Here is a 1,017-nt window from a genome sequence, read left to right on the forward strand (position 1 = left end):
AAAAATGGACTATTTTTATTCAGTCCGTAAAATGAAAGTATAGGAGTATTTTTATGTCAATTCGTTATTCACAAGATTTTAAAGATTCACTGGTTAAACTTCACCAAGAAGGACGTTCACTTAAGTCATTAGCAGACGAATTTGGACCTTCAAAAGATTCTATTGCTATTTGGGTCAAGCAAGCTACCCCAGTCATGATTCATGGTCAGTCAAAGACGTTAAAAGATGTCAAGCAATTAGAAAAGCGTCTCGCTATTTTGGAGGAAGAAAACGAAATTTTATCACGCATAGCCTGACAGGCATTGAGCGGCCATCTTACTAGCCAAAAAATAGTCCGTAATGTGGGATTGCCGCTTGTTAACCAATTTTTAGCACAAGGCTATGCGCTTGTGCGTATTTTAAGTGCACTTAAAATCAAACCTAGTACCTATTACAACTGGCGCCATTGGCAGACCAGTCGACGAGAAAAGCGTAGAGAATCTCTAAAACCTTATATTTTAGACGTTTGGAAAACCTTTAAATTTTATGGTTATCGCCGTATTTCTGCTTATAGTCAACAAACTGACGGGCCGAAAGTATCTGAGTATATGACACTCAAATTGATGCGTGAATTAGGGATTAAATCCCGCATGCAAAAACGTTATCGCAAGCCAAAAACTGTCGTGACTGTTGATCAAAAGCCCAATTTGATTAGACACTTGCATGATTTGAGCGGTGTTTGGCAAACAGATATCACTTATATTCAGTTGACTAACCACAAATGGGTCTATTTAGCGACCGTTTTGGATCCTGAGAAGAGAAAAGTATTGGGCTATAAAATTGGTTATACAATGACAGCCGAGCTAGCCACAAGTGCCTTACAGATGGCGTTAGATAAGCATCGAAAGCCATTAATTATTCATTCAGATATGGGGTCACAATACACGAGTGCTGAATTTAATATTAAATGTCAAAATTATGGCTTGAAACATTCATATTCACTCAAAGGACATCCATACGATAATGGCCGTATGGAAG

2 protein-coding genes are annotated in these 1,017 nt (G+C 38.1%); both read left to right on the plus strand.

Annotated features, from left to right (window positions below):
* Window positions 1-53 precede the first annotated feature (53 nt).
* Window positions 54-296 (plus strand): transposase, encoded by a 243-nt coding sequence (locus FF105_RS11525; protein WP_168441523.1) that lies wholly within the window; start codon window positions 54-56, stop codon window positions 294-296.
* A 45-nt stretch (window positions 297-341) separates the two neighbouring features.
* Window positions 342-1,017: IS3 family transposase (locus tag FF105_RS11530; protein ID WP_290046929.1), on the plus strand; the 676-nt coding region annotated here is incomplete at its 3' end.

The organism is Leuconostoc sp. UCMA20149, assembly GCF_030400235.1.
Classification (GTDB): Bacteria; Bacillota; Bacilli; order Lactobacillales; family Lactobacillaceae; genus Leuconostoc; species Leuconostoc pseudomesenteroides.

What these genes read in the sequence shown, in the direction of transcription:
- FF105_RS11525 (WP_168441523.1), top strand. Translation starts at nt 54, where the DNA reads ATGTCAATTCGTTATTCACAAGATTTTAAAGATTCACTGGTTAAACTT.